The 545-nt window shown below is 64.4% G+C and carries 1 protein-coding gene; it reads right to left on the minus strand.

Going from position 1 to position 545, the window contains the following annotated elements; translation table 11 throughout:
- A partial coding sequence (locus tag AACY52_RS29830) for an AMP-binding protein (RefSeq protein ID WP_339561308.1) occupies positions 1 to 545 on the minus strand: 545 nt, incomplete at both ends.

Here is a 545-nt window from a genome sequence, read left to right on the forward strand (position 1 = left end):
CGCGCGTTCGGGGTCGAAATGCTCCATCATCACCACCGTACCGCCCAGACGCTGCACCGTCATCGACCAACGCAAAGGGGCGGCATGATAGAGCGGCGCGGGGCTGAGATAGATGCTGTCAGGGCCAAGGCCATACAGCCCGCGCGCGAGCATTTCGAGTACGGTCGCGCCGGCAATATCGGGGTCTTCGGGCAACGCGACCCGCACGCCCTTGGGGCGTCCTGTGGTGCCGGAGGAATAGAGCATGTCGATCCCCGCACGCTCGTCGGCGATCGGCGTATCGGGCATCGCAGCTACAGCACTCTCCCACGCTTCCCAGCCCTCAATGGAACCCCCGACCGAAAAACGTTCGACATCGCCGGGCAGCCCCGCCGCCACGTTCGGCAGACTGGCAGACAGCACGATCAGCGCCGCCCCCGAATCGCGCAGGATATAGTCAACTTCCGGAGCGGTGAGCTTGGTCGAGATGCACACGAAAAACAGTCCGGCGCGCTGCGCACCCCAGGCGATGTCGTAAAATTCGGGCGTGTTCTCCAGGCACAAGG

Source organism: Pseudomonas sp. EA_65y_Pfl1_P113 (genome assembly GCF_963970525.1).
GTDB lineage: Bacteria > Pseudomonadota > Gammaproteobacteria > Pseudomonadales > Pseudomonadaceae > Aquipseudomonas > Aquipseudomonas tritici.